This is a genomic window from Rhodococcus opacus B4, assembly GCF_000010805.1.
GTDB lineage: Bacteria > Actinomycetota > Actinomycetes > Mycobacteriales > Mycobacteriaceae > Rhodococcus_F > Rhodococcus_F opacus_C.
The window spans coordinates 3,149,893-3,172,249 of sequence record NC_012522.1 but is presented as its reverse complement, the minus strand read 5'-3'; the positions used below and the strand labels follow the sequence as shown (position 1 = coordinate 3,172,249).

At 66.3% G+C, this 22,357-nt stretch carries 16 protein-coding genes and 3 pseudogenes; 9 read left to right on the top strand and 10 right to left on the bottom strand.

The window, feature by feature from the left end; translation table 11 throughout:
• Window positions 1–78: 78 nt before the first annotated feature.
• Together ROP_RS14600 and ROP_RS42555 are read left to right on the top strand one after the other, a co-directional pair.
• A pseudogene (locus ROP_RS14600) lies at window positions 79–4,830 on the top strand (NAD-glutamate dehydrogenase).
• Entirely contained in the window at window positions 4,827–5,051 is a 225-nt protein-coding gene (locus ROP_RS42555) for a hypothetical protein (RefSeq protein WP_148222470.1), read from the top strand. The pseudogene ROP_RS14600 and the gene ROP_RS42555 overlap by 4 nt, the downstream one beginning before the upstream one ends.
• Here the strand turns inward: ROP_RS42555 and ROP_RS14595 are convergent.
• The 3 genes and pseudogenes from ROP_RS14595 to ROP_RS14585 form a co-directional block, all read right to left on the bottom strand.
• Window positions 5,035–6,411: pseudogene (locus ROP_RS14595) on the bottom strand (amino acid permease); the annotation flags it as partial. The gene ROP_RS42555 and the pseudogene ROP_RS14595 overlap by 17 nt on opposite strands.
• A gap of 615 nt (window positions 6,412–7,026) precedes the next feature.
• Window positions 7,027–8,067, bottom strand: coding sequence for an NAD(P)-dependent alcohol dehydrogenase (locus ROP_RS14590; RefSeq protein ID WP_012690148.1), 1,041 nt, complete (start codon window positions 8,065–8,067; stop codon window positions 7,027–7,029).
• A 110-nt stretch (window positions 8,068–8,177) separates the two neighbouring features.
• Window positions 8,178–8,639, bottom strand: coding sequence for a MerR family transcriptional regulator (locus ROP_RS14585; RefSeq protein WP_012690147.1), 462 nt, complete (start codon window positions 8,637–8,639; stop codon window positions 8,178–8,180).
• Window positions 8,640–8,829: 190 nt separating this feature from the next.
• Between ROP_RS14585 and ROP_RS14580 the strand changes: the two genes are divergently transcribed.
• Together ROP_RS14580 and ROP_RS14575 are read left to right on the top strand one after the other, a co-directional pair.
• Complete coding sequence (locus tag ROP_RS14580) at window positions 8,830–9,123, top strand: type II toxin-antitoxin system Phd/YefM family antitoxin (RefSeq protein ID WP_197535754.1); 294 nt, start codon at window positions 8,830–8,832, stop codon at window positions 9,121–9,123.
• Window positions 9,120–9,407 carry a type II toxin-antitoxin system RelE family toxin gene (locus tag ROP_RS14575; RefSeq protein WP_012690145.1) on the top strand — a complete coding sequence of 96 codons (288 nt, stop codon included), beginning with the start codon at window positions 9,120–9,122 and terminating at the stop codon, window positions 9,405–9,407. The genes ROP_RS14580 and ROP_RS14575 overlap by 4 nt, the downstream gene beginning before the upstream one ends.
• A gap of 146 nt (window positions 9,408–9,553) precedes the next feature.
• On the opposite strand, the pseudogene ROP_RS14570 reads toward ROP_RS14575, so the two are convergent.
• Window positions 9,554–10,015, bottom strand: a pseudogene (locus ROP_RS14570) (acyl-CoA dehydrogenase family protein); the annotation flags it as partial.
• A gap of 990 nt (window positions 10,016–11,005) precedes the next feature.
• Between ROP_RS14570 and ROP_RS14565 the strand changes: the two are divergent.
• On the top strand, window positions 11,006–12,493 hold the full coding sequence (locus ROP_RS14565) for an Lsr2 family DNA-binding protein (RefSeq protein ID WP_231868915.1): 1,488 nt from the start codon (window positions 11,006–11,008) through the stop codon (window positions 12,491–12,493).
• 215 nt (window positions 12,494–12,708) lie between these two features.
• On the opposite strand, the gene ROP_RS44100 is transcribed toward ROP_RS14565, so the two are convergent.
• The 4 genes from ROP_RS44100 to ROP_RS14535 form a co-directional block, all read right to left on the bottom strand.
• Window positions 12,709–13,101, bottom strand: coding sequence for a hypothetical protein (locus ROP_RS44100; RefSeq protein WP_012690142.1), 393 nt, complete (start codon window positions 13,099–13,101; stop codon window positions 12,709–12,711).
• 1,536 nt (window positions 13,102–14,637) lie between these two features.
• Complete coding sequence (locus ROP_RS14545) at window positions 14,638–15,165, bottom strand: pyridoxamine 5'-phosphate oxidase family protein (RefSeq protein WP_012690141.1); 528 nt, start codon at window positions 15,163–15,165, stop codon at window positions 14,638–14,640.
• Between the two features lie 67 nt (window positions 15,166–15,232).
• Entirely contained in the window at window positions 15,233–16,234 is a 1,002-nt protein-coding gene (locus tag ROP_RS14540) for a HEAT repeat domain-containing protein (protein WP_012690140.1), read from the bottom strand.
• 14 nt (window positions 16,235–16,248) lie between these two features.
• On the bottom strand, window positions 16,249–16,914 hold the full coding sequence (locus ROP_RS14535; protein WP_012690139.1) for a HEAT repeat domain-containing protein: 666 nt from the start codon (window positions 16,912–16,914) through the stop codon (window positions 16,249–16,251).
• A gap of 90 nt (window positions 16,915–17,004) precedes the next feature.
• Here ROP_RS14535 and ROP_RS14530 point away from each other — a divergent pair, with 90 nt between their 5' ends.
• A complete protein-coding gene (locus ROP_RS14530; RefSeq protein ID WP_043826559.1) occupies window positions 17,005–17,520 on the top strand; it encodes a putative immunity protein in 516 nt (171 codons plus the stop codon).
• A gap of 16 nt (window positions 17,521–17,536) precedes the next feature.
• Here ROP_RS14530 and ROP_RS14525 read toward each other — a convergent pair whose 3' ends face one another.
• Window positions 17,537–18,448, bottom strand: coding sequence for an alpha/beta hydrolase (locus ROP_RS14525; RefSeq protein WP_012690137.1), 912 nt, complete (start codon window positions 18,446–18,448; stop codon window positions 17,537–17,539).
• A gap of 50 nt (window positions 18,449–18,498) precedes the next feature.
• On the opposite strand from ROP_RS14525, the gene pip reads away from it, so the two are divergent.
• Genes pip through ROP_RS14510 form a run of 3 tightly spaced genes read left to right on the top strand, consistent with a single transcriptional unit; the run spans window position 18,499 to window position 21,119 of the window.
• Complete coding sequence (pip, locus tag ROP_RS14520) at window positions 18,499–19,458, top strand: prolyl aminopeptidase (RefSeq protein ID WP_012690136.1); 960 nt, start codon at window positions 18,499–18,501, stop codon at window positions 19,456–19,458.
• Window positions 19,459–19,510: 52 nt separating this feature from the next.
• Window positions 19,511–20,422 carry an amidohydrolase family protein gene (locus ROP_RS14515; protein ID WP_012690135.1) on the top strand — a complete coding sequence of 304 codons (912 nt, stop codon included), beginning with the start codon at window positions 19,511–19,513 and terminating at the stop codon, window positions 20,420–20,422.
• A gap of 34 nt (window positions 20,423–20,456) precedes the next feature.
• Window positions 20,457–21,119 carry a hypothetical protein gene (locus ROP_RS14510; RefSeq protein WP_043824763.1) on the top strand — a complete coding sequence of 221 codons (663 nt, stop codon included), beginning with the start codon at window positions 20,457–20,459 and terminating at the stop codon, window positions 21,117–21,119.
• 14 nt (window positions 21,120–21,133) lie between these two features.
• On the opposite strand, the gene ROP_RS14505 is transcribed toward ROP_RS14510, so the two are convergent.
• Window positions 21,134–22,303: a serine hydrolase domain-containing protein gene (locus ROP_RS14505; RefSeq protein WP_012690133.1), complete on the bottom strand. Its 1,170-nt coding sequence runs from the start codon at window positions 22,301–22,303 to the stop codon at window positions 21,134–21,136.
• Window positions 22,304–22,357: the final 54 nt, after the last annotated feature.

Genomic DNA, 22,357 nt, shown 5'->3' with positions numbered 1-22,357 from the left:
TTACTGACTGGCACCAGTTCGCGGCAACGGCGCCGCGTGCGTGGACCTCGACGAAGGAACGGTGAACTCCCGGTGAGTATGTCGGTGCATTCCGGAAAACGTGAGGGTCCGGCCGCGGCGATTCCCGCGACCCTCGAAAGCCTTCGAACGGCCTTCTTCCCCCACACGGCACCCGGTGATCACGCCGCCGCGGACACCGTCGTGCGCGAACATCTCGACCTCGCAGCGAGGCGTCTCCCCGGCACCGACATCGTGCACTACCACTCCGCAGGCCGTCTTCCGGTCGTGCTCATCGTCACCGACGACATGCCGCTGCTGGTCGATGCGCTCAGCGGCGTCGTGGAATCCGGCGAAGGGATGATCACTCGACTGCTTCATCCCGTCGTCCCGGTGATCCGAGACGAGACGGGCACGCTACTCGACGTCGCCGCAGACCTACAGGAGGCGACGACCGAATCCTGGATGCGGTTCGAACTGGCTGCCCCGATGGAGGATTCGCGGGCCGAGCAGCTGCAGGCCGATCTCGCGCAGGCACTGACCGCCCTCCGGAACATCGCCGCGGACCTGCCCGCCACGCTCGAACGTGTTCAGCGGGTGGCCGCGTCACTGGCCGCGGCGTCCTCGGTGCCCGCGCCGTGGACTCGGCAGGAACTGACCGACAGCGTCGACCTGCTCGGCTGGCTCCGCGACGGAAACTTCACCTTCCTCGGCTACCACTTCCAGGGCCGCGGCGCCGACACCGCCGACGAACTCGGGGCGTTCCGCACCACCCCGGTGACGATCACTCTGGAGGCTTCGACGCAATCCCTGCTCACGGTCGCCCAGGCGCCCGAATTCCCCACCAGTTCCCCTGGGCTGCACCCACACCTGATCACGGTCCCCGAGATCGGCGACACCGGGGCGGTGCTGGGCGAACACCGCTTCCTCGGACTGTTCACCGTCACCGCGCTGCACGAAAACGTCCTCGACATCCCGGCTCTCTCGGACCGCGTTCGTGAGGTCATCACAAGGGCGGGTTACCGGCTCGACTCCCACACCGGACGGACACTGCTGGAAATCGTCCAGGCGTACCCGCGGCCGGAGTTGTTCGCCCTCGACGTAGACACCCTGCACCGCACCGCGGTGGCCGTTCTCGGTGCCGCCGAACGCAAGGACCTGCTGCTGTTCCTGCGACCAGCAGACGACAATCGGTCGCTCTCCGCCCTGGTCTACCTGCCCCGCGACCGCTACACCACGGCGGTGCGCACCGGCATGCAGCGCGCCCTGCTCGAACAGTTCCCCGGCACCGCCGTCGATCACACGGTGCGGGTCACCGAGAACCCGCTCGCCCTGGTGCATTTCACCCTTCGTACTCGCACCGACGCGGCGCTGGACGTCCATTCTGACTGGAGCGTCGTCGAAGAACAGGTGCGGTCCCGGCTGGCGGTGGTCTGCCGCAGCTGGGACGACGCGCTCCACGACCACTTGCGCGAGTGCGCCGGAGTGCCCGCGTCGGTCGGTGTGAGTTACACACACCGGCTGCCCGCGACCTACAAACACGACTTCACCGCTCCACGGGCGGCCGCCGACATCGCCCGCCTCGAGGCCCTAGCGGCGGGTGCCGTCGACGTGGCGCTCTCCACCCGGCCGGCCGGCGACCACACCGAACTGCGCTTCACCCTGTATGTCGCGGGGGAACGGGTCTCGCTCAGCGACATCCTGCCGATTCTGCACAGCCTCGGCGTCGAGGTACTCGACGAACGCCCGTACCCGGTGACCCGCCCCGACGGGTTGTCGACCTGGATCTACGAGTTCACCCTCCGTTCCGCCGGGCCGGGCGACATCTCCGCGACCGTCGCCGGAGAACAGCACTCGGCGGAGCCGGGCACCCTGGCCCGCCGCTTCTGCGACGCGTTCGTCGCCGCCTGGTCCGGCACGGCCGAAGTCGACTCGTTCAACGCCCTCGTCGCGTCGGTCGGCCTGACCTGGACCGAGGTGGCGCTGCTGCGGGCCTACGCCAAGTACCTGCGGCAGATCGGATTCCCGTACAGCACCAAGCGCATCGCCGCCGTGCTCGCCGACAACCCCCGCACCTGCGCGGCACTGATCGACCTGTTCACCGCCCTGTTCGACCCCGCCGCCGATCCGAGCCTCGACAGCACCGCCATTGCCGAGCAGATCGGCGGAGCCGTCGAGGAGGTCGTCAGCCTGGAGGCAGACCGGATCCTGCGCGCCTACCTCGACCTGATGCGGGCCACCGTGCGCACGAACTACTACCGCACCGGCGACGGAGTCCGGCGCTCGCCCGCCCTGGCCCTCAAACTCGAACCCGTTGTGCTGTCCCAACTCCCGCAGCCGCGACCGCGGTTCGAGGTGTTCGTCTATTCCCCGCGCGTCGAGGGGGTGCACCTGCGCTTCGGCGCCGTCGCCCGCGGCGGGCTGCGCTGGTCCGATCGGCGCGAGGACTTCCGCACCGAAATCCTCGGCCTGGTCAAGGCGCAGGCGGTCAAGAACGCCGTCATCGTCCCGGTCGGCGCCAAGGGCGGCTTCGTCGTCACACGGCCACCGGCCCCCACCGGGGATCCCGTCGTCGACCGGGAAGCGTTCCGAGCGGCCGCGGTCGAGTGCTACCGCGCCTTCATCGGTGCGCTGCTCGACGTCACCGACAACGTCCATCCGGAAACGGGTGCGACCGTGCCCCCGACCGGGGTGCTGCGCCGCGACGGTGACGACCCGTACCTGGTGGTCGCCGCGGACAAGGGCACCGCCACGTTCTCCGACGAGGCCAACGCCGTCGCCGCCGAGTACGGGTTCTGGCTCGGTGACGCGTTCGCGTCGGGCGGGTCGGTGGGCTACGACCACAAAGCCATGGGCATCACCGCCAAGGGCGCGTGGGAGAGCGTCAAGCGGCACTTCCGGGAGATGGGTCTCGACACCCAGAACCAGGACTTCACGGTCGCCGGAGTCGGGGACATGAGCGGCGACGTCTTCGGCAACGGCATGCTCCTCAGCGAGCACATCCGGCTCGTCGCCGCGTTCGATCACCGGCACATCTTCGTCGATCCGAACCCGGATCCGGTCACCTCGTACCGGGAGCGGACCCGGCTGTTCGCGCTGCCCCGCTCGTCCTGGGACGACTACGACACCGACCGGATCAGCACCGGCGGAGGAGTGTTCGACCGCGCCGCCAAATCGGTTCCCGTCTCCGCGGAGATGCGTGAGGCACTGGGCCTGGACTCGACCGTGACCCGGCTGTCGCCGCAGGACCTGATCCGGGCCATCCTCTGCGCCCCCGTGGACCTGCTGTGGAACGGCGGGATCGGCACCTACGTCAAGGCCGCCCGCGAAACGCATCTCGAGGTCGGGGACAAGGCCAACGACGGCGTCCGCGTCGATGCCGGGCAGGTGCGGGCGAAGGTGATCGGCGAGGGCGGCAACCTCGGCGCCACCGCCCTCGGCCGCATCGAATTCGCGCTCGCCGGCGGCCGGATCAACACCGACGCCCTCGACAACTCCGCCGGCGTCGACTGCTCCGACCACGAGGTCAACCTCAAGATCCTCCTCGACGGACTCGTCTCCATCGGGCGCATCGACCCGGACGCCCGGAACCGATTGCTGCAGAGCATGACCGACGACGTCGAGAAACTCGTTCTGGCCGACAACGTCGACCAGAACGCTCTCCTCGGCACCAGCCGCGCCACCGCGGCCGCCAAGCTGCGGGTGCACGCCCGCCAGATCCGGGCGCTCGAGGCGCAGCGCGGCCTCGACCGCACCCTCGAGGCCCTTCCCGGCGAGGACGAGCTGGAACGGCGCGGCACGCAGGGGCGAGGGCTGACCTCGCCCGAATTGGCGACCCTCACCGCGCACGTCAAACTCGCGCTGAAGGCGGACCTGCTGGCCGGCGACCTCGTCGACGGGGATGCCTTCACCGACCGCCTGCTCGGGTATTTCCCCGCCCGGTTGCGGGAGGACTATCCGGACGCGATCCGCACCCACCGGCTGCGCCGCGAGATCATCGCGACCGTGATCACCAACGAGGTGGTCGACACCGGAGGCATCACCTACGTGTTCCGGCTCTGCGAAGACACCGGCGCCTCCGCCGTCGACGCCGTCCGCGCCTACACGGCTGCCAGCGCGATCGCCGATCTCCCCGCACTGATTTCCCGGATCCGCACGGGCACACCGAATGCCGCGGTGTCCGATGCCATGACGGCGGAGGTGCGGCGGCTGCTCGACCGGCTGTCGCGGTGGTTGCTCCACCACCGGCCGCAGCCGCTCGCCATCGGAGCCGAGATCATTTGATACGGCAAGGCTTTCGAGCACCTGCTGCCGAAGGTTCCGGGTTGGTTGCAGGGCCCGGACGCGGAGGTCGTGCAGACCCGGACAGCGCAACTGGTAGCCCGCGGCGCCGACGAACGCCACGCCACCGCGGTGCTCAGTCTGCTGCACGGGTTCTGCGCGATGGACATCATCGACGTCGCCGACCTAGAAGGCCGGGAACTCGAGGAGGTCGCCGAGCTGTACTACACCCTCAACGCGCACCTCGGTCTCGATCACCTGCTCACCGCCATCTCCGGCCTCGACGACACCGGCCGCTGGAACGCCCTGGCACGGCTGGCCCTGCGCGACGACGTGTACGGCTCGATGCGGCTGCTGTGCCTGGACGTGCTCTCCGGCTCGGCATCCGCCGAAACCGCCGCCGAGAAGATCACCGACTGGGAGGCCACCAACACCTCCCGGCTGGCCCGCGCCCGCTCGATCCTCACCGAGATCTTCGCAGCCCACCCGGCCGACCTGTCGACGCTGTCCGTCGCGGCCCGGCAGGTGCGGACGATGGTCGGCCGCGGATGACGCGAGGGTTCGCCATCCAATCCGACACCCGGATCGACGAGTACGGCCCGGACCATGTCGTCGATCTCCGCGCGGACGGCACGTTGCATGTTCTCGACGCCGACCGCGCCGTCGCATGTTCCTATGCGACGGCGCGTTGGACAGTGCTGGTGGCCTATGGCGGGTGGGAGCGTCCGTCTGATTCGCGAGCAGGAGTACCCGTCACACTTTCGCCGCTGTGAGGGGCGATTCGACGGGCTGGCGACGACTCAGGAACCACTTGTTGGCGAGGAACAGCACCACGACCACAGCCCAGGACAGCAGGCTCAGCACCAGTTGCGACCGGGCGCTGTCTTCCAGGTACATCTGCAGCAGCACGCCGAGGATCGCCGCAGTGGTCAGCAGCGACAACACCGGGAACAACCACATCTTCACGCGCAACTCGGAATCCGGGGTGCGGAAACGAAGCACGATCTGCGAGATCGCGATCAGCAGGTAGACGAACAGGATGATCGCGCCGCTCGAGTTCAGCAGGAACGTGAACACGGTGTCCGGGGAGACCGCGGCGGCGATGACACAGAGGAATCCGACCACCGAGGACACCAGGATCGCGGCGGCCGGCACGCCGCGCCGGGTGACCCGGGTGAGTCGAGGCGGCGCCTCGCGGCGCGCCGCCAGGACGAACAGCATGCGCGAGGAGGTGTACATCCCGGAGTTGAGACAGCTCAGCACCGCCGTCAACACGACGGCATTCATGATGTTGTCGGCGTAGGGGATGCCCATCTCGGTCATCGCGGCGACGAAGGGGGAGGCCGCCAGTTCCGTGTCATTCCAGGGGAGGATCGTCACCAGCAGGAATACCGCGCCGACGAAGAACACCGCGATGCGCATGATCACCGAGTTGGCGGCCTTGGCGACCGCCTTCTCCGGGTTCTCCGACTCGGCAGCCGCGATCGTCGCGACCTCGGCGCCGACCATCGAGAAGATCACCGTCACCACGCCGACAGTGATCGCGGCGGGACCGTGCGGCAGGAAGCCGCCATGGGACCACAGGTTGGAGAAGTCCATCGTCTTGTTCGGCCAGATGCCGAACACAAAGAGCGAGCCGAGCCCGATGAACAGACAGATCGCGAACACCTTCACGCCCGCGAACCAGTATTCGAACTCGCCGAAGGACGAGACGGAGAACAGGTTGGTTGCGGTCATCAGGACCATCAGCACCAGGGCACACAACCATAACGGGACGTCGATCCAGAACTGGATGATCTTGGCGCCCGCGATCGCTTCGAAGCCGACGACGATTACCCAGAAATACCAATACAGCCAGCCGACCGAGAAGCCGGCCCAGTTACCGAGTGCGGTGCGCGCATAGTCCGCGAAGGAACCGGTCGACGGGTTCGCCACGGCCATCTCGGCCAGCATGCGCATCACCATGATGATCAAGATGCCGCTGGCGGCGTAGGTGATGAAGGACGCGGGGCCGGTGTCGGAGATGACGACGCCGGATCCGACGAACAGGCCTGCACCGATCACACCGCCGATGGCGATCATCGTCAGCTGTCGCTGGCTGAGCGCCTTTTTCAGGCCCGGTGCGCTGCTCATGACCGGCCGGTCCGGGTCGAATCGGTGTGCCGCGAGAGTTGGTCGGGTAATTCGGCGATGGACATGGGGGCTCCCTTTCGTCGTTCTCCGCAGGACCGGGACTTCGGAAGGCACGTGACGTGCCTCATACGAAGCTCCTGCAACTAAAGACGATCACCACACCCGTGTGATCAGCAGATCGGACGAAAATCCTCGCAATTACTTGGCCGATCGAACGTATCGCTCAGGGGCACTCGGTTTCGGTATGGGACGATCCGTCGACGTTGCTCATTAGACCGGACGGGTTGTGGTGGCCGCATCGCGGCGGAGATGGCCAGCGGAAATTCGAGGACGGTGCCGAGCCCCACAGCACGACCGGGATACCGGCAGACGGTGGCGCCACCCTCGGCGAGTGCCGTTGCCGGCACGGTCAGACAGAGCGCGACGATGCGCCCCTCACGCCGCAGATTCGCCTCGGTGGACGTTGAGCCAATTCAATCGATCGGGCACTCCGTCTGAATACTGCTATTTTGCAACATTTTTCGGCAGGCTGATCTGTGCGCTCCTCGCGTGCACGATGGGTTGTGGTCGTGAACGCCCGCCGCACAATGTGTGTGGCGGGCGCTCACGTCGGGGTTAGTTCAGTGTGGCGGTGTCGATGACGAACCGGTATCGGACGTCCGAGGCGAGGACCCGCTCGTATGCCTGGTTGATCCGGTTGGCGGGGATCACCTCGACTTCGGATCCGATGCCGTGTTCGGCGCAGAAGTCGAGCATCTCCTGGGTCAGTGCGATGCCGCCGATCATCGACCCGGCGAAGTTGCGGCGGCCGCCGATCAGCGTCATCACGTTCAGGCTGAGCGGCTCGGCGGGGGCGCCGACGTTGACCAGGGTGCCGTCGACGGCGAGCAGGCCCAGGTAGGCGTTGAGGTCGATGGCGGCGCTGACCGTGTTGACGATGAGGTCGAAACGTCCGGCGAGCTGGTCGAACGTGGCGGGGTCGGAGGTGGCGAAGTAGGCGTCGGCGCCGAGGCGCAGGCCGTCCTCCTGCTTCTTCAGGGTCTGGGACAGCACGGTGACGTCGGCGCCCAGGGCGTGGGCGATCTTGACGGCCATGTGTCCGAGCCCCCCGAGGCCGACGACGGCGACCTTCTTGCCGGGGCCGGCACTCCAGCGGCGGAGCGGGGCGTAGGTGGTGATCCCGGCGCAGAGCAGCGGGGCTGCGGCGGCCGGATCCAGACTCTGCGGGACGGACAAAACGTAGTCGGCGTCGACGACCACGTGGGTGGAGTAGCCGCCCTGGGTGGTGGTGCCGTCCCGGTCGGTGCCGGCGTAGGTGGGGACCATGCCGTGGACGCAGTACTGCTCGTCGCCGTTCCGGCAGTTGATGCAGTCGCCGCACGAGTTGACCATGCAGCCGACGCCGACGCGGTCACCGACCCGGTGGCGGGTGACGTCGGCGCCGGTCTCGGCGACGATGCCGACGATCTCGTGGCCGGGCACGACCGGGAAGGGTTGCGGGCCCCAGTCGCCGTTGACCGTGTGGATGTCGGAGTGGCAGATGCCGGCGTACTGGATCTCGATGAGGACATCGTGAGGGCCGACGTCGCGGCGCTCGATGGTGGTGGGGGCGAGCGGCCGGCCGGCGGCGGGAGCGGCGTACGCGTGAACACGCATGGCAAATCTTCCTAACTTCTGTGGTGGTCACAGTGGTGGTGAGCGGGCAGGGTCGAGTGACCGGTGGCGCATCAGTGGATGGCCGATCGGGCGTGGGGTTGGAGGCGGGGTTACCGCTTCTTGGTGTTGTGCAGTTCGTCTGCGAGTGCGCTCGCCTCGGCTGCGAGGAGCGCAGCGCGGGGCTCGTCGCCGGCGTCGATCGCCTGCCAGTAGTCGATCTTGATGTCGACGTAGCGGTGACGCAGTGCGATCTGCCGGGCCTCGATCTCGAGTTGCTGCCGGCGCTCGGTCAGCAACTCGATCTGCGCGGCCGCGGCCGCGGCCCCGAGTTGCCCGTTGGCGACGTACGCCTTCATATCATTGACCGACATCCCGGTCGCCGCCAGGCAGGCGATCGCCAACAGGTGGCCCAGGTCGTCCTCGTCGTAGACCCGGTGCCTACTGCTCTCCCCACGGCTGATCGGCGCGATCACCCCAACCGACTCGTAGTACCGCAGCGTGCTGGCCGGAAGTCCGGTCAGAGCGGCCGCGTCCTTGATCGTGTAGACGCGTGGGGTGGTTCGTGCACTCACGTCATAAACGCTAAGAACTTCAAGTACTTGAAGTCAAAGGTTGGGTTGCGATGGCGCGGTTGTGAAAGTCGCGGTCGAACACACGAGGTTGACCCACCGATGCGCAATTGCGGTTCACAGGTTTGATGCAAGGGGGATGGGGGCCCAGTGAAACCTGTCCTCGACACCTGCCACCGATATGGTCATACTTATGACTATGGAAACGGTGATGTCACTTGCCGCGGTGAAGGCGCACCTGTCCGAGCTGGTCGGGCGTGTCAACGCCCAGCATGAGCGCGTCACGGTCACGGTGCACGGTCAGCCCTCGGCTGTGCTCATCGCCACCGAGGACCTGGAGTCACTAGAGGAAACAATCGCGATCCTGTCCGACCCCGACACCCTCCAGCGGCTCGCGGCTTCCGACGCGGAGCTTGCCCGCGGTGAAGGCGAGTCCGAGGCCGAGCTTACGAAGGTAATGAGCGAGCGACGCAGGCACCCTGCGTGAATCAGGAGCAAGACCGCTACACGCTCGTGATCGCTCCAACGGCTCGACGTCAGCTCGCTCAGCACCTGCCTGAGGCCGTGGCCTTCGCGGCGCACAAATTCATCGTCGGCCCTCTTCTCGACAATCCGAAACGCGTGGGAAAACGGCTTCAGCCCCCGCTCGATGACCGCCACAGCGCACGGCGGGGCACCTACCGTGTCATCTACCGCATCAACGACGAACAGCGGATTGTCACGGTCGTCGACATCGCCCACCGCCGAGATGCCTACCGCACCAGCCGCTGATCCCCAGGCGCCCCGCCGGGTCAATCGCCTGCCGTCGCCGCAAGCCGATCCGCTAGCGGACGAAGACAGGCGCCGACGTGTGCCGGTCAAGGTTCCACAATCGGTGTCGTTGTACGTGTCCGGGGAACTGCCTCCGGCGGCGATTTCTACAGCGATTTCGCGATGATGCTTTCTATCACCTCGTTGGCGCCGGCGTAGATTTTCTGGACGCGGGAGTGTTCGTACATCCGGGCGATGAGGTATTCGCGCAAGTATCCGTAGCCGCCGTGCAGTTGCACGCAGCGGTCGATGACGGCGCACTGTTGTTCGGTGGGCCAGTATTTGACCATGGCGGGGTCGAGCTGGCCGGCCAGGTGTTCGGTGATGCAGCGGTCGAGGAACACCTCGCAGGTGCGCTGGCATTCGGCGAGTTCGAACGCGGTGTTCTGGAATTCGAAGAGGCTGTGCTCGAATGCCTGCCGTGGCTTGGTGTAGTCGACGGTGTCCTCGACCGCGCGGCGCGTGGCGCCGGATGCCTGGGCGCCGATGATCAGTCGTTCTTGCACGAGCTGCGCGCTCATCTGTCCGAAGCCCTGCCCTTCCTGCCCGAGCAGGTTCGACACGGGGCAGTCCCGCAGGTCGACTTCAGCAGCGACACTTCCATGATTTCTGTCCAGGGGGCCATCTTCGCGCTCACGGACGTAGTGGTCGCCTCTCGGGCGACGACTACCTCGTGGACCGCGGCGCCGGTCATCCGGTCGTATCATGCCGAGAGAAATTGCCGAGAAACACAGCGTCGACGGTGCTGTACCACGCGCACGGTGGAAGTCGAGGATGACACTGTTGTCGGCGCGAACCAGCATATTGAGCCTCGACAAGCGAAGGTCGAATCCCGAGATCGATCCCGGGGCAGGTGTTGCTCGATGCCACGTCGTCAGAACTTGAAGTACCTGCTCCGCGTAGTCGGAGTTTCCAAGAAAGCGGTCGATGATGCCATCCGTTCGGGTGTTCAGTGCAGGACAAAAGAAGATTGAGGCAATCGGCCCGATCAGGGAAGTGGTCGACGCAGTCCTTCCTCGAGCCGCACCGCGCAGATTGGACTCAGGAGAGCTGACTCTGACACGTCGGCGCGGAGGCAAGTGATTTCGTGGTGGTGAGGACGCATGGGGCGTCCCGAAAGGGCAGAAGCGATGCGGTCCCGCCAGGTTGTCGATGGTGCGGGAAAGTGTCCAATGTCGTAGCGAAATATGAGAATCAAATGCGGAGAACGGAATTCAGAAGAAATGCACTCCCGCGTCGAGCGCGCAGCTGCCGCACAGGCGGGCGCCCCGGTGATCGCCGACTGCGCTGCCGAAGTTCCCGAGCGCTGCTGTCCGAGTACCCGGGTGAGGGAAATGCTGCGCCGCCCGTACTTTGCGGCACCACCTATGTGAAGTAGCCGTGGGCGTTCGCCTCATCGCACCGAATGTGTTGATGGTGACGATTGATGCCGCAGCCGCCGATGTATTGTATGGGTGCGGCGGGGAAATCATCGGGGTGAAGCGCACTCGTCCTACCTGAAGCGTGGTAAAACGAGTGTGGAGTAGAAACGGCCAAGAAGATCGGGCGGTCCTGCGCGGATGAGCGTCGGGCTGAGATGTTGCAATCTTAGTTCGGGTGAGTCTCTTGATTACCGGGAAATGCCGCCTGCAGTTAGTGTGTGCGTTCGACGATTGCCCGGCGAAAAAGGAGACAGCATGGCGGTATCCCCGAGGATTTCTGACGGTTCGACAAAGACGACAACCAAGGAGATTCGCGAGTGGGCGATCGCGGAGGGTCGCGAAGTATCCTCCCGCGGAAGGATTCCGGCCGAGATCGTGCAAGCATTCCATGACGCTCAGGCAAAGCCGGTTCAGGCAAAAGCGGCGCCGGCGAAGAAGTCGGCCGTGACGAAGACGGCCGCGACGAAGACGGCCGGAAAGAAGGCAGTCGTGAAGAAGCCGGCTGCGGAGAAGGCAGTCGTGAAGAAGTCGGTCGCGGAGAAGACGCCGGTGAAGACGGCCGTGGTGAGCAAGGTTCCGGCGAAGAATTCGTCGAGGGAGATTCGTGAGTGGGCGCTCGGGGCGGGTCATGAGGTGTCACCTCGCGGCCGGATTCCGGCGGAGATCGTGCAGGCCTTCCACGACGCTCAGGCGACGAAGGTCGAGGTGAAATCGGCGCCGGTAAAGAAGGCGGCTACGAAGAAGGCGGCTGCGACAAAGACAGTCGCAACGAAGAAGGCTGCGACAAAGACGGCCGCGAAGACGACGGCCGCGAAGACGACGGCCGGAAAGAAAGCAGTCGCGAAGAAAGCTGCTGCGGAGAGCACGGCCGTGAAGAAGCCGGTCGCGAAGAAGGCGCCGGTGAAGACGGCAGTCGTGAGCAAGGCTCCGGCGAAGAAGTCGTCCACGGAGATTCGTGAGTGGGCGCTCGGGGCGGGGCACAAGGTGTCACCTCGCGGCCGGATTCCGGCGGAGATCGTGCAGGCCTTCCACGACGCTCAGGCGACGAAGGTCCAGGTCAAACCGGCGCCGGTAAAGAAGGCTGCCACGAAGGCAGCCGCGACGAAGACGGCCGCGACGAAGACGGCCGCGACGAAGACGGCCGCGACAAAGAAGGCTGCGACAAAGAAGGCTGCGACAAAGAAGGCTCCGACGAAGACGGCCGGAAAGAAAGCAGTCGCGAAGAAGCCGGCTGCGGAGAAGGCAGTCGTGAAGAAGCCAGTCGCGGAGAAGACTCCGGCGAAGACGGCCGTGGTGAGCAAGGTTCCGGCGAAGAATTCGTCGAGGGAGATTCGTGAGTGGGCCCTTGGGGCGGGTCACGAGGTGTCACCCCGCGGCCGGATTCCGGCCGAGATCGTGCAAGCTTTCCACAACGCTCAGGCTGAGCCTGTTCAGACAAAAGCGGCGTCGGCGAAGACGTCGGCCGTGAAGAAGACGACCGCGAAGAAGACGACCGTGAAGAAGTCGTCGAGGGAGATTCGTGAGTGGGCGCTCGGGGCGGGTCACGAGGTGTCACCTCGCGGCCGGATTCCGGCCGAGATCGAGCAAGCATTCCACGACGCTCAGGCACAAATGTCGGTTGCGTGAGGTGTGACATTGCCCTGTCGGATTCCGACAGGGCAGTGGACGCCGCCGGGGTCGGCTGCGAGTTTTGTCGGGATTGCGCGGTAAGGGTTGGGGGCGTGCGGGACGCGGCGGCTGCTGTGTGCCCGCCGCACCCCGGCGATGTCCCGCAACAGCCCGTCCAAAACAGGCATCGCTGCTGGACATCTCGACGAGCATGACCGCGTCTGGGTCGTGGGTCAGCTGTTGGTGACGACGAAACCCTTGCCGACGGGGTTGGGCTGGGCGTTGATGCCGTCGAGGACGGCAGTGAACTTGATGTACTCGAACGCCAACAGCGCAGTGTCGAATCCGCGAACCATGCCCACGATCTCGTTGTTCTGAAGTACGGGACCGCCGGAGTCGCCACCGCCGGATTGGGCATTGCTGTAGAAGCGTGTCGTGTTCTGCGAGGTGATCGACCCGCAATGGACGCCGGTACCTGCCCCATCCTTGCAAAGGGGACCGACCGGGTTGGAGGCTCCGATCCCGTCGACCCGGGCGCTGGGACCGTTCGACGTGAGTACCGCGTCAGCATTGAGGCGCATGACCACCCAGTCGACGCCGATCCCACCGCCGGGACTGCGGTACACGATGTCCCGATGTGCTCCCGTGGGCCGGTCGGCGCATAGCGGTAGACGGGCGCACCGTCGGGTGTGCCGTCGACGCAGTGGGCGGCGGAGATACCGATCTTGTTGCCGAGCAAGTCGGTACCCACAACGCCCATCGTGCAGAAGTCGATGATGCCGGGCGGGTGCGGCACGGGGTTCAGATCGTCGGTCCATGCGATGCCGTTGGAGACGACACCGGTGGCTGATGCGGTCGGTGCCGCGACGAGGAATGCGCCGAGGGCGAGTGCGAGACACGCAAGAATCCCGTAAAACTTTCTCACTTGAGTTCTCTCTACTTTCGCAAATCGAAGGGCTATCTGTAAGCCCGCTCTTGTCCACACGTCGGCGAAGACTGAAACCGCACGAACAGTGGATACGGCTTGTCTGCAATCACCCGTTCAACGCGAACGCGGATTGCAACCGTGAAGGAGTGAAGTGGTGCCCGTCCGGCTCAGTTCGGCGCTGCGGCACGACGAGCACGTGGAGGCGTCGGCGTGCATGGTGTGGCGCTGCTCGCAGCGGCGGCAGGTGAGGAAAGGTGAGAGTGGTAGAGCTGATCGTGCATTGGGGGCCTCGGCTTGCAGGGTGCGTGGGTTGTCGGACTCCCACACCCTCCTTCGCGAGGTACCTATCCGACGACGGTAGAACGACCGGTAGACATACCCGTTTTCGTGCTGGGGGCTGCGCGACCCACGCGTGGAAGGCACGGGACAATGCCCTGGACGTCCGGGAGTGAATTGCGTTGTGTCCGGATGCTGTGGAGCAGCCAAGCGCAGCCCCCGCCAACGATGTACATCAGCTGGCAGGGGCGCTACACGGACAACCTGCACGTGGTAACGAGCAGCGCATCAATGATCTTCGTGAGCCGGAGCGCGGAAGTCCAGGGAGTGTGATCCACGCCATTGCTCTATTTTTCGCGGCCACAATACCGACCAGTCAGTGCAATTTCGACGGCGCCTGCGTGCGTGCACGATCCGGCTGGGGCTGAGCCCCGGTCGAGACGAGCCGGCGGCAGGTGGCCGGTCCTGGATCTTCGGTCAATTGTTCTGTGCTGCAGTGCATCCGTTAGTGCTCGTAGTCTTGCGTGCCGTTGCGCGGCACGGCTCGGACCCCGTCCGTGTGACGTAGGCCACAGTCAAATTTGTGGGAGAAGCCTGGTGCTCGGGACATTCGGTTGCGACCCTGAGCGGAGACCCAAGCCTCCAGACCCAATTTCGGGTATGGGTGTAGGTATTTCGGCCAATGTGCAGGTGTCGAAGTCGGTCCAAGGTAGATGGTGCCCGTCATCGACGTGGCAATCGAAAATATCTGCATGTGAGAGAAGAGTTGTCATGGCACGGATCGCCGAGAACCTGGGATCGAGTCTGCTGAATACGTTGCGGGTCGGAGTAGTTGGCACTGTTCTATACGCCGGGCTCATCATGGGCGTGGTTGTGGTGGCAGTGTGGAAGTTCCCGATGCCCGGCGTGTAGGCCCGCGGACAGGTCACGGAGTGCGGTCAGCGAGGACCCGCTGCCATTAGTCCGACTGCGCAGCAAGCTTTGCGACATCCGCGGCGTAGACAGTCATCCAATGGGGATGCAGCCGGTAGTAGACCACGTCGTTGTCCCAGTCGAAGAAGTCTTCGCCGTAGAAGTCTTGGAAGTATGCGAGCAGGTCCGGCCAGTCCGGGGCCGGCTCCCCGTCCTGTGGGTTGAGAATCTCGACCGTACCGTGCGTGAATACGCCCAGGTCCTCACCGCGCATGTGCGCGGCGCTGACGGCGGGCCGGGCCGCGAGGTGGCGGGCCTTGGCCGCGCCGCGCGCCGTGCCGAAATGCCACTTCCCGTGCAGGAAGTGCCCGTCCACACCGCTGATCCGTGGTTCGCCTGTGGCCGTGACGGTGGACAGCGCCAGCGTGCACATGCCGGTGACGACCTGGGTGAGCTGCACCGCGGTCAGTGTTCGGTCGGTGTCGATGATCGAACGCAGATGTGGCGTGGAGCGGGACAGTGAGGCGTCGAGGAGCCGCTGGAGTGCGTCGAGCTCTTCCGGTGTTTCGCGCATGGAGGTCCTTGTCTGTCGATTGTTGGAACCATGCTCGCACCGAGACCCTGACATCCTGTGTCAGGAATTACTCGCGATCCTGAGCCGTCATGATCGCAGCCGCGGTGGACGCGATCGTCCGGTCGCCGTCGTCGGTCAGCCGGGTGAGGGCCTTCCGGGCCGCGGTGCCGGGAATCTCGGCGAGGGCCTGCGTGATCCGCAACCGCGTGGGCGCGTCGTCGACGGTGTCGAGCGTGTCCTGCAGGGCCCCGACGATGCCGTCGGCTGACGGAGAGAGGGTCGTCAGCAGACCCAGCACCTCGGCGGCCTCGACGTCGAGCCGACCGGTCACGACCATCTCGAGGAGGACGGGAATCGAGTCGCTGTTCCCGCGAGAGCCGAGCGCCAGGGCCGCGTACCCGCGGACCGTGGCGTCCGAGTCGACGAGAGCCCGGCGCAGATGTTCGACGGCCTCCTCGGTGTGGATTGCCGCTATCGCGGTAGTGGCGCGGCGCCGAACGTCGACACTTTCCGCGTCCAGGCCGTGGGCGAGTTCGGCGAGTCCCTGGCCGGCCATCCTCGCCAACGACCACTGCAGCGCCCCGGCAACACTGGGGTCGTCCTCCGACAGGACGGCCTCGACCAACGCCTCGACGGGCAGCGACGTCTTTCCGTTCGCAGACAGAATCGCCTGCTGACGCCGGGCCCCGGACTCCGATTCGAGCGCCCGCAACAGGGTGACGAGGCGCAGGACGTCCTCCCACTCCGCCGGGGAGACAGCGTCGACGCGTTCGAGCCTCCCGAGCAATTCCTCCTCGGCCGCGATCCGCTGCCGGGTGTGCCGGATGAGGTCTCCCACCAGATCGGCGGGCCGGAAATCGGGCTCGTCCAGTGCGCGCTTGGCGTCGTTCAACGACAGCCCCAACGTCCTCAGGCTCTCGACGTGGAAGAGTCGCCGGATGTCGTCGGCGGAGTACTCGCGGTAGCCGCCCGACGTGCGGCCGGTGGGTTCGACCAGCCCCAACCTGTCGTAGTGGCGCAACATCCGTGTGCTGACACCGCACCGCCGCGAGACCTCGCCGATCAACATCCCATCTCCTCCTGTTACGTGTCGGGACCGGCGACTGCGACGCGTTTCGCCATCTCGAGTGAGAGGGCGAATCCGCTGTCGGGGTCGTCGCAGAGCCGCCTCGTCGCATCCGCGTGCGCACGAATGTGTGGATCGGGACTCGTCCCGGCAGCGTCGAGGACCGGAAGAACAGCTTCCCCGAGTTCGACGAATGCACGGCTCAGACTGAGCTTCAGGTGATGGTCGCCGCGTCCGAGTTCGGTCACCAGTTCGGCCGCGAGCGCAGCCACGTCGCCCGGCGGCACCAGGACCACGGCCGCCCGCCATGCGCTGCGCGCGACCTCGTCGTGCCCGTCGTGCAGCAGCGCCGACACGGCGGGCCAGGCGAGCCGATCCCCGATCTTGGACAGGGTGTGCAGCGACTGACTGCGGGCCTGCGCGGAACCGGACCCGAGTTCGTGCACCAGTCTCGGCACCGTCACCTCGGCCGGCAGGCGGCACAGTGCCCAAGTCAGCATGTCGCGGACGAAGAAGTCCGGCTCGACGGCACACCGCTCGACGAGAGCGTCCGTGAATCGGGGGTCGGGGTGAGTACCCGCTGCGAGCGCCGCCCGCAGCCGAGCCGACGGGTCGGCCGCAGTCAGAGCGTCGACGAGGTGAGCATTCGGCCCACCGTGGTTGGTTGTGTTCACGACAACCACCTCCTTCGTCGACCATTCGAGTCCTTGTCACTGTGTCAGGGTCAAGCACCGGTGTCCGGTAGCGGCATGCAGGTGATGGAAGATCGAGCCATGATCCTCCCGAAGGTCCGAGACCCTCGCTTCGTGACGATCCGCCGCGGTGGAACCCTCACCGACGCGGACCACCAGCTCCTCGCCCTGTGGGCGGCAACGTGCGCGGAGCACGTTCTGACCCTGTTCGAGTCGGTTCGGCCCGAGGACCCACGACCGCGTGAGGCGATCGAGCATGCCCGCGCGTGGGTGCGCGGGGAAGTCAAGATGATGGAGGCGCGCGCGGCGGGCGGTCATGCCATGGGCGCGGCCCGGGACCTGCGTGGAGCGGCGCGGCACGCCGCCTACGCCGCGGGGCAGGCAGGGGCGGTCGCGCACGTCGCGGCCCACGAACTCGGTGCCGCCGCCTACGCGATCAAGGCCGCACGTGCCGCCGCGCCCGCGGGTGAGGGTGACGCAGCCGGACGACGTGAGTGCCGGTGGCAGCGTGACCAACTCCCGCAAGCGATTCGCGAGCTCGTACTCGACGACCAGCGATTGCGGAACGACATCTGCTGGTCGGTGTTCGACGGCTGAGCGCAGGTACCGGACGTCATCGGCAGGGGTGGCCGTTCAGCCACGTCTCGACGTCGTCGCAAGCCGCCCGTGCCATCGGCGTCGGGTGGGCGGTGAATCCGTGGGGCGAGTCCGGGTAGATGCGGAGATCGACGTCGACGCCGGAAGCGGACAGTCGGGCGGCCATGGCCAAGTTGTCCTGAAGCAGGATGTCGGCGTCCCCGACCACCATCAGGACCGGAGGCAGTTTGGTGAGGTCGGCGAAGATCGGGGAGAGGTCGGGATGAGTGCGGTCCGGCGCCGTGCCCGCGTAGGCGTCGAGGAAGTACTCGTCGGCGATCAGGCGTCCCGCCGGGGTCTGTGCGCTGAGGTCGTAGGTTCCGAATTGCAGCACGGCGGAGTGGACGGCGGATATCCCCCGATCGCGCAGCCGGAGAAGCGTGGTCATCGCGAGCGTCGCGCCGGCCGAGAACCCGCCGATGGAGAGTCTCGTCGTTCCGAAGCGCTCCTCGGCGTGCTCGGCGAGCCACAGCGCCGCGGTTTCACAGTCGTCGGGTGCGGCCGGCCACGGGTGTTCGGGAGCGAGCCGGTAGTCCACGCTGACGACCGCGACGCCGAGCACGTCCGCGAGCCGCCGGTTCCGGACGTCGCTGCCGGCGGCCGACCCCAGGTAGAAGCCGCCGCCGTGTATCTCCAGGTAGACACCCGTCGCCGCCCGGCTCACCGGGGCGTGAATCCGCAGCGGGATCCGGCGACCATCGGCGGCGACCACCTCCCGCACAGCCGGCGGTTGCGACGGCGCGGGGGCGGGCGCATCGGCGCGGACGGCATGAAGTTCCTCCCGGCTGCGCGGACCCCGGCCTGCCACGCGCGTCGCGTAGAAGGCGCGCGACTCGTCGACGAGCGACAGTAGGCGCGGATCGATCAGATGTGTCAGTCCGAATTGCATCGAGACTCACAGTACGGCCAAGACCCCCGGCGGCGTGGCAGGGTGAGCCGGTGGGCGATGCACTGTATCCGGAGGTAGAGCCGTACGAGTCCGGACTGCTCGACGTCTCGGGCGGTCACCGCGTGTATTGGGAGACCGTCGGGACCCCGGCCGGTGTTCCCGTGGTGTACCTGCACGGCGGTCCGGGCTCGGGGAGTACCGCGGGGGCACGAAGGTATTTCGACCCCAGCGCATTCCGTGCGGTGCTGTTCGACCAGCGCGGGTGTGGTCGCAGCACGCCGTTGGCAGACGGTCCCGGCTACGACCTGCGTGCGAACACGACCGGGAACCTGATCGACGACATCGAGCGTCTGCGTGAACATCTCGGGATCGAACGGTGGATCGTCACCGGCGTCTCGTGGGGCGTCACCCTGGGGTTGACCTACGCACAAAAGCACCCGGAGCGGGTGATCGCGGCGGTGTTCGGTGCGATCACCACGGGATCTCGCAGGGAGGTCGACTGGATCACCCGTGCCATGGGGCGCGTGTTCCCGCAGCAGTGGGAACAGTTCGTTGCGGCGGTGCCGCAGACCGAACGGGCGGGAAATCTCGCGGCCGCCTACGCACGGCTGCTGGCCGACCCGGACCCGGAGGTGCGCCGGACGGCGGCGGTGAGGTGGTGCGCGTGGGAGGACACGCACGTTTCGCTGATGCCGGGGTGGCGTCCGAATACGCGCTACGACGATCCCGCATTCCGCCGCGTGTTCGCGAGGTTGGTGACGCACTATTGGTCGCACGACTGCTTCCTCGCCCCGAACGAGATCCTCGACGGGATGGCCGCCCTCGACGGCATCCCGGCGATCCTGGTACACGGACGGTACGACGTGTCCGGCCCGTTGGACACCGCGTGGGAGATCGCGCAGGCCTGGCCCGGGAGCCGGCTGGTCGTGCTCGACGACGCCGGGCACGGGGGAGAAGGATTCGCCGGCGCGGTGACGGCCGCCGTGGACAGTTTCAACGGCCGGACGTGACGACGTCTCACACAGCCGTGCAATTGCTCGGCCGCGCGTGGAGAACTGAAATATGCTGCGTGAGGTGGATATTGTCGATACGCATCAGCATTTTATCAATCTGCCCGACCTCGAGTACCCGTGGATTGACAGTCACCAACCTGCTCTGACCGCCTTGCTGCCGAACTACTATGACGCGGCGCGCCGATACCTGCCGCACGACTACCGGGCACAGGTCAACGCGATACCAGTCACAGCCTCGGTCGCGTGTGAGTTCGGAGCAACGGACGGTGTCGCGGAGGCCATCTGGGTTCAGCAGTGCGCCGATCGAGTTGGGGTTCCGAACGCCTTCATCGCGGCCGTGCAACTCGATTCGCCCGATCTGGCAAGCGTTCTCGCGCGATATCGGGATCTCCCGGTGGTCCGGGCTGTGCGTCAGCCGCTGTACTGGGCGGCCGACCCCGTCAGGCGCCTGGCTGCGCGCGGCAACTACCTGTCGGACCCGGCCTGGTTGCGCGGGTTCGAGAAGGTCGCCGATGCGGGTCTGGTGTGGGATCTGCTCGTATACGACGAGCAGCTACCCGATGCGCACGAACTCATTGCTGCGTTTCCCGACACCACCTTCGTGTTGGAGGCGGTCGGGTGGCCCGTCGACCTCACGGCCGAGGGCTTCTCCCGTTGGGAAGAACGACTCGATGCGGTAAGTCGGTTTCCGAACGTCGTCCTCAAGTTTCAGGGAATCGCCCTCATTTTCGGAACCTCCCTGGACGCGATCGGCAGGTGGGTGCGGGCCGCGCTCAGGATCTTTGGTGCCGGGCGATGCATGTTCGCCTCCCACTACCCGATCGACCATCTGCTGTGGGACAGCGGAACCATGGTGTCCACCGTGCATGCAGCGCTCGACGACTTGCCGCCGGCCGAACAAGCGCTCTTCTTCGGTGACACCGCGCGGCGGGTGTATCGCCTTCCGGCGGCGGGGAGTTGATGTTCAGATGCCAGAACGGATTTTTGTCACAGCGGTGCCCTTCGAATTCGCATCCGACATGTGGTCGGATCACGGTGAGTGGGGCGCCCGCGCGCTGGCGATTCTGGGCGAGCCCGTCCCCGATCCGGCCCTTGCCGAGCGAATCGCCCGTGAGACGCAGCTGCCATTGGAGGACCGTCGCGCCTTGCTGATCCGGAGTCGCGACTTGCCGGACTGGCGCCGCCCGCCCCCGCAGGACGAGAGTTCCTTCGACACCGACGACCCTGAGGTGCGTATCTACCAGCGCGCCGGGCTCGACCTTGGTGTCGGGAACTTCCGCCGGTACGTGCACGGGATCCGATTCCGCATCGAGGCGCTCGCGCCGGACTCCGGCGGAATCGTCACCGGCGCCGACGTAATGAACCTCAGCTTCCGGATCCGCCCAGACCTGCCGCACCGAATCCGCCTTCTCGCCTTCACGGAGCCGGGCGGGACGCTGCTGACCAACACCGCGCATTTCGGCTCGTACCCGGACGACGCCGACACACTGTGGCTCGCCGGCGGCGGTAGCGGCGTCAGGCACCGGAGGGGTGGGATATCGGCGTGGGGCGAATACTTCATCACCCCGCACCCGCCGGCTGCGACAATGACCCTGATCGCCTCCTACCCGGAGTTCGGCATCCCACCCAGCGGGGTAGTGATCACCGACCTCGAGTGAGCAGCCACGACGGATCAGACGTTCGGCGGTCGGTCGGGAACGAGGAGGGCGCCGATGTCTTTGCCGATGGGGACGGCGTTGTTGGTGTCGGAGTTGGCTTTCGGTCCGAGGGTGCAGTAGACGACGATTGTCGTATCGGTCTTCGTGTCATAGAAGGCGACGCCGTTGTAGCCGCCGAATGCCGGGTTCATGTAGAGCCAGTCGTCGATGTGGACGACCCCGAACGCGAAGTACTTCTGCGCCGTCATGGGGCCGAGGCCCGCGGTGCTGGGCGCCATCATTTCCTTGAACTGCTCCTCGGAGAGGAGCTTGCCTGCGGCGAGCGCACGCACCCACACGGAGACGTCTGCGAGGGTGGAGTTCATGTTGCCGCTGTTGAGGAATGCGGTGGGGTTCCAGAACGTGGAATCCTCGAAGACGCCGCGTTCATTCGTGTAGCCGTGCAGGGTCGGCTCCGACATCTGGGGTGTGAGCACGACGTCGCTGTCGTTCATTCCCAGCGGGTCCAGGATGCGCTGTTGGATGAGGTCGTGGAGCGTCGTGCCGGTGGCCTTCTCGAGGACCACGCCGAGCAGGCACAGGTCGCTGTGGGCGTATGCCCAATTGGTGCCGGGCTCGAACAGCGGAGGCCTCGCGTTGGCGAGGTCGAAGATCTGCTGTGCGGTGAAGCCCGCCATCGGGTTGGCATAGAACTGCTTCAGGAATTCGGGGTCGGTGACGTAGTCCGCGATGCCGGTGGTGCTGTTGGCGAGCATGCGCGGGGTGATCTTGTCGGCGCGCGGGAAGTCGGGGACCCATTCGGCGATGGGCTTGTCGAGGGGGACGACGCCGTCCTTGTCGAGTTGCAGTAGCACCGTCGACAGCATCGGCTCCATCGGCTGGCCCACCCGCAGCTGCATGTCGGGCGTCGCGGTGACGCCGATCGGGGATCCGCCCAGCGCGCCGACGGTGACCTGCTCGTCGCCGCGCCACACCCCGAACACGGCGGCCGAGAGGTCGAGTTCGGTCATCTTGTCCTGGACGATCGCTTCGATCTTCGCGACCTCGGGGGGTTCCGGGGCTTTCGACTCCGTTCCACCGCCGCTGGTGTCGTCCGATCCGCAGGAGAGGGTGGCGAATCCGATGGCGACGGCGAGGGCGGCAGATGCCCCGCGGCGCATCCACCGGTGAGTCGGCGTACTCATAACGGACGATCCCTTCGACGAGCGGGAATCTTGCGGGAGCAGCGATACGTGAAT

Excerpts from the sequence above, each read along its gene's own strand:
- ROP_RS42555 (WP_148222470.1), top strand. The coding sequence starts at position 4,827 with ATGACGCGAGGGTTCGCCATCCAATCCGACACCCGGATCGACGAGTAC.
- ROP_RS14590 (WP_012690148.1), bottom strand. The coding sequence starts at position 8,067 with ATGCGTGTTCACGCGTACGCCGCTCCCGCCGCCGGCCGGCCGCTCGCC.
- ROP_RS14580 (WP_197535754.1), top strand. The coding sequence starts at position 8,830 with ATGACTATGGAAACGGTGATGTCACTTGCCGCGGTGAAGGCGCACCTG.
- ROP_RS14565 (WP_231868915.1), top strand. The coding sequence starts at position 11,006 with ATGAGCGTCGGGCTGAGATGTTGCAATCTTAGTTCGGGTGAGTCTCTT.
- ROP_RS14545 (WP_012690141.1), bottom strand. The coding sequence starts at position 15,165 with ATGCGCGAAACACCGGAAGAGCTCGACGCACTCCAGCGGCTCCTCGAC.
- ROP_RS14540 (WP_012690140.1), bottom strand. The coding sequence starts at position 16,234 with ATGTTGATCGGCGAGGTCTCGCGGCGGTGCGGTGTCAGCACACGGATG.
- ROP_RS14530 (WP_043826559.1), top strand. The coding sequence starts at position 17,005 with ATGATCCTCCCGAAGGTCCGAGACCCTCGCTTCGTGACGATCCGCCGC.
- ROP_RS14525 (WP_012690137.1), bottom strand. The coding sequence starts at position 18,448 with ATGCAATTCGGACTGACACATCTGATCGATCCGCGCCTACTGTCGCTC.
- ROP_RS14515 (WP_012690135.1), top strand. The coding sequence starts at position 19,511 with ATGCTGCGTGAGGTGGATATTGTCGATACGCATCAGCATTTTATCAAT.
- ROP_RS14505 (WP_012690133.1), bottom strand. The coding sequence starts at position 22,303 with ATGAGTACGCCGACTCACCGGTGGATGCGCCGCGGGGCATCTGCCGCC.